Source organism: Verrucomicrobiota bacterium (genome assembly GCA_016871495.1).
GTDB lineage: Bacteria > Verrucomicrobiota > Verrucomicrobiia > Limisphaerales > VHDF01 > VHDF01.
On the sequence record VHDF01000008.1, the window covers coordinates 75,879 to 85,487 of the forward strand.

Here is a 9,609-nt window from a genome sequence, read left to right on the forward strand (position 1 = left end):
CCATTCGCAGCTCTCAGTGTCTCCACCAACCGTTCGGTGAGAAAAACTAACGCTTCCGGAGGATCGCTCCTCGGTTGCAAAACTTGTCCGCGATCTAACGGATCCACCTCCCCATCATGAAAACCCCCAGCGACAATCCCGCCCCCTCCGACTCGATCCATGCTCGACGAAGGTCCGGAATTTTGAGTCTCTGAAGCGACGATGGAAATAGGGCCAATAGGATCTATGTCCGTTTTGGGATCATGTGAACCAAAGATACCTTCATCTGCCCCCTTGGTTGGACGCTCCAAAGCATCGGAATCAGGATTGTCCGAGGAGGGTGCGTCAGTCGACTCCTCAGCCGAAAACTCAGCCGCATCAACGGCCAAGCTTCCGAAGATTTTCTCCAAGGATGCCGCTGGACTACCCGGAGCGATTTCACCTCCAATGACCGAAGGAACGGAAAGCGAAACGGCCTGCGAGGGGGGGATCGGCTGGTCCTGAGCGGGGATGAACTCAGCCGCTAATAGCCCAACCTCAGCCGAGAGAAGAACTCGAGGCTCCAGGATTTCCAACGAAATACTTCTTTGTGTTGGACCGGGCATCAATGACGTGGCCGAGATTGGAATCAAATTCCACATCCAAAGTCAAACCTCAAACCATTCAGCCCAAAAAAATTTCCTTCCTTCAAGACTTTGCTCGCTTTCCGTTGAGCCTTCGGATATAACCCTCGTGAAAATTCTGTAGGTTCGGCGATCGACGTTTCCATCGCACCAAACCGCGTCCCCTCACTATTCTTACCCTCGATGAAGTCGATCGTTTTCCCCGTCTACCGGCTCCTAGTTCTGGTCCTGGTAATCTTCCAGGGCGCGATCTCGCTCCAGGCCATTATCATTTCCGCCATTGTGGATCGCACCATCGCCGAAGATGCCAACACCGGCGCCATTGCCTTTAACCTTACGAGTTTCGTCTCCCGAGCGCCCACGCTGAGCGGTGCTTCGAGTAATCCGGCGCTCGTCAATTCCGCCGGCATCGTTTTCGGAGGAACTGGAGGCAGTCGCACCGTCACCGTGACCCCCATTGCCAACGCGTTCGGAGTGACCAAGATTACCATCACCGCCGACGACCTCGGGTTTGGCACAGACACCGAAGTTTTCGTCCTCACGGTCACCGCAGTGAATGACCCGCCGACGATTTCCGCTACCCCCGACCAGACCACGAATGAGGACACCGCATTGGGCCCATTGAACATCACCGTGGGAGATGTGGAGACGGCGGCAACTTCTTTGGACGTAACCGCAGTATCCCTCAACACCACCCTCATCCCCAATTCAAGCATCGTTCTCGGTGGCAGCGGCGCCCTCCGAACCCTCACCCTTACCCCTGCCCTGAACCAGAGCGGCACAGCGGATATTCTGGTCACCGTATCCGACCGGACCGTTTCCGTCCAAGACCGTTTCGTGGTCACCGTCAATGCCGTGAACGACCCACCTTCCGTGGGCAGCATCGAAGACCAAACCATCAAAGAAGACACCAGTACGGGGTTGATCGGGCTTTCCATCTCCGACCCGGAATCGCCCATCGGATCGCTGATCCTCACCGCCTCATCTTCGGACCCGGTTCTCTTCCCATCGGGCAGCGTCGTATTTTTCACCACCACGGCATTGGGGCTGATCGCCACCCCTGCCGCGAACCAATTCGGAACGGCCATCATCACCGTGACGGCCAGCGATAGAGCAGCCTCTTCGAGCCGCTCTTTTACGATTGTGGTGAACAACGTCAACGACCCCCCAACCGTGACAGGGTTGTCCAGCCAAACAGGGAACGAAGATACCCCTTTGGGCCCCATTGCTTTCACGATTAATGACCTCGAAACGCCCGCCAGCAGCTTGGTCTTGAGTGTGACTTCGGCCAATACCTCCGTCATTCAGAATTCCGGGATTGTTTTCGGCGGTTCGGGCACGAGCCGCACGCTGACGTTGACCCCGGTGCTCAATGCCTCCGGCTCATCCCTGATCACGGTCACCGTCAGCGACGGTAGCAACAGCAGAAGCCAGGAGTTCAATTATACTGTCAATGCCGTCAACGATCCACCGGTCATTACCCCCATTGCCGATCAATCCCTCAATGAAGACTCGAGCCTGGGCCCGGTCAGCTTTTCGGTCACGGATGTGGACTCTCCCGTCATCACCGTCACTCCAAGCTCGTCCAACCAAACCATCCTGCCTGACAATAACATCAGCGTGACTCTCGCCAAAACGGGAGCCACCTTCACCCTCACGCCGGCCCTGAACCAAAATGGCGTCGTCAACGTCACCTTCACCGCGCGTGACGGGAGCGCATCAAGCACCGACACGTTCGTCGTGACCGTGAAACCGGTCAACGACGCTCCCACCATTTCCCGAACCGGCGATCAGACCACAAACGAAGATACCGCGTTGGGACCGCTGACCTTTACCCTGACCGATTTGGAGACTCCCCTCGGAAGCTTGACCCTTACCGGCACCTCCAGCGATGGCGTGCTATTCCCGCCGTCCAGTTTCGTGTTTGGCGGGAGCGGCGGCACTCGAACTTTGCTCCTCACGCCGGCCCTCAATGCTTCCGGATCAGCGAACATCGTGCTCACCGTGGGCGATGGCACGACCACGGCCAGCACCGCCTTCAATGTGACCGTGAATCCGGTCAACGATCCACCCACGATTTCCAACATCGCCGATCAATCCATCAACGAAGACTCCAACACGGGCGCCCTTGCCTTCACCGTCAATGACATTGAAACCGCCGCCGCAAGCTTGACCCTTTCGGCCACGTCCAGCGATGGCGCTCTCGTTCCCCCGGCCAACATCGTCTTCGGTGGCTCCGGTTCCAGCCGCACGGTCACCGTCACGCCTGCCAGTGGTGCATTTGGTGTGGCCACGATCACGGTGACCGTCAGTGATGGAAGCGCTTCGGCGTCTGACTCTTTCGTCCTCTTGGTGGGATCCGTCAACGACTTGCCAACGATTTCGAATATTCCGGATCTATCGGTCAACGAGGACACACCGACCGGGGTCATACCCTTCACGATCGGGGACGCCGAGACGCCCGCCAAAAGCCTCATCCTCAGCTTCATTTCCAGTTCGGCCACCCTCTTTCCTCCAGGCAGTGTCGTTTTCGGTGGTTCCGGGGCAAACCGCACCTTGACGGCGACACCCGCCTCCAATCAATCCGGCTCCGCCACCATCACGGTGAGTGTCAGCGACGGAATCGTGTCCGCCTCGGACTCCTTCCTGATCACGGTAAACCCCGTCAACGACCTCCCCGCGATTTCCAGCATTTCCGATCAAACGATCGACGAGGACGCTTCCACCCCCACCCTCACGTTCTCCATCAGCGACGCTGAAGCGCCAGCGGCGAGCTTGACCGTCTCTGTCGGATCGAGCTCCAACACACTGTTCCCCCCCGGCAGTTTCACGCTCGGTGGTTCTGGATCAGAACGCACCCTTAAGGCCACTCCCACGTCCAATCAAAATGGCGCCGCCGTGCTGACCGTGTCCGTAAGCGATGGCACGGGCTCGGCCACCCGATCCTTCCAAATCACCGTGAACCCGGTGAATGACGCTCCCACGATTTCCAACATCCCGGATGCCCAGGTGCAAACCGGAAACAACAGCGGGGCCATCCCCTTCACGATCTCAGACGTCGAGACTCCGGCCGAGGATTTGATCCTGAGTGTGGACACCTCCAATCCGGCCTTGATTCCGGTTTCCGCCGTGGTCCTGGGAGGATCGGGCGTTTCCCGCACCGTCCTCGTCACGCCTCCCGGCAACAGCCCCGGAACCGCCATCGTCACCGTCAAAGTCAGCGACGGCCAGTTGACCGGTTCGGACACTTTCACCATCAACGTGTCGGTCGGGGTGGTCGCGCCCAAATTGGTCGATGGCCCTGCCAGCCAGAACGTTCTCGCCGGTGAATCCATCACCTTGTTTGTCAACGCCACCGGCACAGCTCCACTCCAGTATCAATGGTTCTTCAACAACATCGAAATCCCGGGCGCGATCGAACCTGCTTACCTTGTGCGTTCAGCCCAGGCCCAGCAAGCGGGCCACTACACGGTCAAAGTCAGCAACAGCGCCGGCAGTGTGTCGAGTCCTCCCGCCACGATCAACGTGGTGTCATTGGATTTCGGCGACGCGCCTGACAAAGAACAGGGGGGAGCCTTCCCCACTTTGATAACCTCGAATGGAGCCCGTCACGGGCTCGTGCCGGGATTTCTGCTGGGAACGCGCGCCGATTCCGAAGCGAACGGACAACCCAACTCCTTGGCCACCGGGGACGACCTGGCCGGCAATGGAAACGATGAGGACGGTGTGGAACTTCTCACCTCACCCCTCGTTCCCGGCCAAAGCGCCCAAATCAGAGTCACCCTAACCGACACGTCGAAAGAAGGTGGCCGCCTCGACGCGTGGGTGGACTTCAATGGCGATCAAACTTGGAGCGAGCCTGGTGAACGGATCTTCTCCGCCCAAACCCTGGCCGTCGGTGCCAACATTCTCACTTTCCAAGTTCCCAAGGAGGCGAAGACCGGAGACGCCTTCACTCGATTCCGACTCAGCCGAAAAGGCGGGTTGGCTACCACAGGACTCGCTCAAGATGGCGAGGTGGAAGATCATCGGTTCGCCGTGGGAACCACGACAGAATTGAAATTGGACTTTGGCGATGCCCCCACCGTGCTAGCGGCCACCGTGGGCGGCGGTTACCCGACTCTGCTTTCCCAAAACGGCGCCCGACACGCCATCCTGGCGGGCTTCTTCCTCGGTAAATCGGTCGATCCCGAATCAGATGGGCAACCGGCCAATGACGCCAAAGGCGATGATGCCAATCCTGCCTCAATCGACGACGAAGATGGTGTGGAATTCAAAACACCGATCGTGGCCGGCCAAACCGCCGAAATTCTCGTCATCGCTTCCAAACCAGGACGCCTTGATGCGTGGCTCGATTTCAACCGGAATAAAACCTGGGCCGATCAAGGCGAGCAGATTTTCAACAGCGCCATGCTCACGGCCGGCGCCAACAAGTTGTCGTTCAATGTTCCACCGAGTGCCCGTTCTGGATCCTCTTACGCCCGGTTCCGGTTCTCTTCCACCGGCAAGTTACGTTTCCTCGGACCCGCCCTCGACGGTGAAGTGGAGGACTACCGCGTGAGCCTCAAGAGCCAGGGCTGCGACCTGAGCAACAAAGGCGATGATTTCTGGGTGACCTTCCCCGGGAACTATAACCCTCATCCGTCCCCGAGTTCACCCGTGAGCCTTTGCATCGTCGGAGAACCCGGCACGACCGGCGAAGTCACTTTCAATCACCGGATCAACTTCAAACAGCCCTTCACCATCCCGGCCAGCATGTCGGTCAAGATCACCCTGCCCGCCGGGTCCGATCTCGGTGAGGACGTCGACGTCGTCAGGAAAAAGGGCGTCCATATCGTCTCATCCGATCCGGTTGCGGTGTATGGATACAGCCATCGGAAGCATACCACGGACGGATTCCTGGCGCTGCCCTTGGGCGTGATCGGAACCGAATACATGGTCAGCGGCTATGGGAACGTGCACGAGGGAGTGAGCGCGCTCAACGGCACCCAATTCGCCATCGTGGCCACCGAAGACGAGACACGAGTGATCATCACGCCCTCGACTTCCCTGCTCGGCTATCCCAAAGGCGAACCCTTCGAACTCATCCTGAACGAGGGCGACACTTACCAGTTGCGAGATCCTCATGACGCCACTACGGATCTTTCCGGGACCCTGGTTTCGTCTGACAAGCCCATCGCGCTCTTCAGCGGACATCAATGCGCCAATGTGGATTCCAAAACGGAAATGTTCTGCGATTATCTCGTTGAACAAACCGCTCCGCTCAATGCCTGGGCCAAGAGTTACGTCGTCACGCCCCTGGCCACACGATCCGGAGGCGACACGGTCCGCATCCTGGCCGCCCAAGACAAGACCTCGGTATTCCTCAACGGCGCTCCCCTGGCGCAGCTCAACCGTGGGCAATCCAAAGTCATTCATCCCTCAGCCCCCGCGCGCATCGCCTCCGACAAACCCGTGCTCGTCTCCCAGTTCGCGAACAGCTCGGACGCGGACGACGTGGTCGACGCCGACCCCTTCATGATCCATGTTCCGGCGACGCAGTTCTTCTCGAAGGACCACATGATTTGCACCGCCGGAGCGCCCTTCGGCTCGCACTACATCAACATCGTCGCTCCCACGGGACTCGCCATCAAACTGAACGGGGCTCCGCTGGTGGCCGCCTTCGCCGCCATCCCCGGGAGCGGACTTTCCTGGGCACGAGTCGCGATTCCCACCGGCGCCCACGCGATGGAAGCCACCTTGGATTTCGGAGTGATTGTCTATGGATGGGATCTCTACGATTCTTATGGATATCCGGGTGGACTTCATTTCGGCGACCTCACTCCGCCCACCGTCACCTGTCCGGACGAAGTGATTGTCTCGGTGGGAACCGGCGTCGCCATCACGACCGGCCAGGTCGTCTGCGGAGCCCAGGTGCCGGATCTCCGTCCCAAGACCGAGGTCAAGGATAATTGTCCGTTGCCCACCGTGCGGGTGCTCAACCAAACGCCCAGCCCGGGAACATTCGTCGGCATCGGGGAGCACCTCATCGTGATGACGGCCACCGATGCAGCGGGAAACACCGCCACCTGCACCACCCTGCTCAAAGTGGTGGACACCGGAGCGCTCACCATCAAGTGCCCCAACGATCGGATGGTCACTTGCAATAAGGGCAGCGGAGCCCAAGTCTTCTTCGACGCCTTCGCCTCGACCCCCTGCGGAACCAAGGTCCCGGTCGAATGCAACCCGCCATCAGGCAGTGTGTTTCCCCTCGGGAAAACAAAGGTCAAATGTGTTTTGGACGAGAACGGAAAGAGACAGACCTGCTCTTTCTTTGTCACCGTCGTATGCCCCCAGATTTCCATCAATCCTATCAACCCCCTCACAGGAAAGCAGGGTTTCGCCCTCCAGTGGGAGGAAAACATGATCCTCGAGTCGGCTCCATCCCTGGACGGCCCCTGGACCCCACTCCCTTCAGCGCGGCAGCCTTGGGTCGCCGTGCCGGAGACACAACAACAGTTCTTCCGCGTGCGCCCGAGAAACGATACCCGGTGACAGGCTCAAGCTGTTACCAGACGCGAGATTGGAAACAGCATCCTGACCATGGGATGGTCCCCGGGGACAGAAATCTTGAAGATTCCTTGGCGTGAGTCATTTCGCTTTTCATCACGCAGAGATCTCTCGAAGGACGCAAAGGACGGAGCGGAATTCTTCCGAGGCGCCCTTAGGCTGTTCGTCAACAGCGTAACCCTCAAGGCCCTCACGGAGCCAAGATGTTTCGGAGATGGAGAAGCACGCTTGAACCGGTGACCCCGCAAGTGACACAGGCTTCGGATGCTTTCTCTCCGTGTCTCTATGCCTCCGTGAGAACTGTCCGTCCGCCTCGTGGGTCCCGGGCGGTGCGCGCAAGGGGTCGCCTCTCACAATTCAACTAGGGACGAAGGTGCGATAAGTCTTTCCATGCTGGTGTCAGCGGTTGAATGGATTGACCCGCCTTCGCTCGAAATGGCAGACCCACCCTGGCCGTCATGTATCCTCTAAATGAGTCCCTGATCACGCTGTTGCGGCCAAGCAGCGCGCGGCTTGGCCAACCCGTCGTGAAGGACCTCCGGGGACGTGTCGATGATTGGTTTGGTGACGGTGACAGAGGGGGTGTGAATTAGATGGAAGTCGGCCTTCAGATCAGAGCGATCGCGGCCGATGAAAAGAGCGATGAGTGGATGGGAGTCCATGGTGGAGTGCTCGTGTTGAGGGCTTCCCATGGGCTTGACCGGGCGACGGCCATGGAGAAAAGTCGTCATCGCAGCAGAGATGGTGTCTGAGGAGTCGCGAGCGGACCAAGCGCATCCGGCAGGCCGGTCGCTAAAGCCTCCTCCGGCTTCGCCCTAATCTTCGCCGAGACACGCCGTCGTTCAGGCGACTTGTCGTGGGCAGACTTGGCCTGCCGGCGCGCGAAACCAGATCGGACCATGGCCTAGGATGTCCAAAGAGCTCCATCATCATTTCTGGAAAATACGATTCGGCGGTGAAGTGGTTCACCACTGGCGAGGTGTGAGTCTCGCTCCGCTTACCTCGCCAGCGGCGAACCCCTTCGGATAGCCTCTATGGGGTCGTTCGGCGACCACACATCGTTCATCAAACGTGCAAAGATCAGTCCGCATGTTCGCAAACAATGACATTGTTTACCGAGTGAACGCAGCAGACAAAATCTGCTTCACGAACAAGCAGTATGACGAGTTTGCTGCAGCCAATGAAGGCAATGCAGCCCTCACGGCTGCGGTGCTCCACCGCCCCATTTGGGATTTCATTAGTGACCCGACGACCCGTCACTTGTATGAAAAAGTAATTGAAAGGGTGAGGGACGACCGCTCGATCCGGTTCTCCTTTCGCTGTGACTCACCCGCCTGCCGCCGCAAGTTGGAACTGACTGTCGTTTCCGTCGAGGATGGGGGCGTGGAGTTCAGAACGCGCACGATTTCCGAGGAAACCCGCGCGACGCAAGCGCTGCTTCAGCATCGCGCAGGCCCCTCGGAATCTCTGTTGCGCATGTGCGCCTGGTGCAACGCGATCGAGGTAGACGGTGTTTGGGTCGAGGTTGAAGAGGCCGCGCGTCGGCTGCGACTATTCGAACATTCTTACCTCCCGACCCTTACCCATGGGATGTGCGAACCGTGTTTTATGAGGATAAAAAAGACTCTGTCAAATGCATGAATCGTCGCCTAACAAAGATGGGAAGTAGGCGGTGCGGATAAAATGGAGGTCGGACTTCTGATCGGAGCGATCGAAGTCGATGACGAGAGCGAAGAGCGGGTGGGAGTTCATGGTGGTGTGGTCGTGTCGAAGGCCTCCCGCCGACTTGACCGGGCGACGGCAAAACAGTTCGATCATCATCTCGGGAGAATTCGATTCGGCGTCGGTGAGCGAATTGTCCTTGCGAGTGACGTTCGCACTTCTTCCTTCGCGCACCTTGCAACCTTTGGGTGAGGCTGATGAGGTTCCTCACGCAAAGGACGCGAAGGTCGCTGAGAGTGCATCGAGTCGTCGAGTGCTCAGTCCCAACGGTGCGTCCAGGGAGGGACTCGGAGTTTCCCGAGGGCTGGGCGCGCCGATCGCCGAACCAAGCAGATGCTCTGAACGCCGCGATGACGCCTCGGTTTCTTTCTGGACACCCCCGGTGCGGCATCGGTGATCCGCGACGTTGGGCGGTTGACCGGCAGGCCAGCGATTTGAAACACCACGAAGACTTCCCTTGCCGATAAACTGTCCTCCCGAAAGTCGGGGATTTGCCTTTATGGCTTCGCTCCGCCCAAGCAGGCGACGCCACCGGAATAGTTGGAAGCCATCGTCGCTCAGCAATTGGTGCGGCTTGGGTCGCTCCCGGTCGACGACCTTGTCGTCTAGCCTGTCTTTCGCAACTGGGCGGCATTGGGATGCGTAAGTGCCTGATTTGCAACGCAGGCGTTTCCAAAGTCTGGAACACAACCCGCCTTCAGGGGGCGGTCGGCAGCGAGACGAGTTCCTTGGCACT

3 protein-coding genes are annotated in these 9,609 nt (G+C 58.8%); 2 read left to right on the forward strand and 1 reads right to left on the reverse strand.

Features of this window, described 5'->3' with window-relative positions:
* The first annotated feature begins 785 nt into the window (after window positions 1–785).
* Together FJ404_03325 and FJ404_03330 are read left to right on the forward strand one after the other, a co-directional pair.
* Entirely contained in the window at window positions 786–7,136 is a 6,351-nt protein-coding gene (locus FJ404_03325) for a tandem-95 repeat protein (protein MBM3821915.1), read from the forward strand.
* Between the two features lie 1,104 nt (window positions 7,137–8,240).
* Complete coding sequence (locus tag FJ404_03330) at window positions 8,241–8,792, forward strand: hypothetical protein (protein ID MBM3821916.1); 552 nt, start codon at window positions 8,241–8,243, stop codon at window positions 8,790–8,792.
* Here the strand turns inward: FJ404_03330 and FJ404_03335 are convergent.
* A complete protein-coding gene (locus FJ404_03335) occupies window positions 8,781–9,047 on the reverse strand; it encodes a hypothetical protein (protein ID MBM3821917.1) in 267 nt (88 codons plus the stop codon). The two genes, FJ404_03330 and FJ404_03335, sit on opposite strands and share 12 nt — an antisense overlap.
* Window positions 9,048–9,609: the final 562 nt, after the last annotated feature.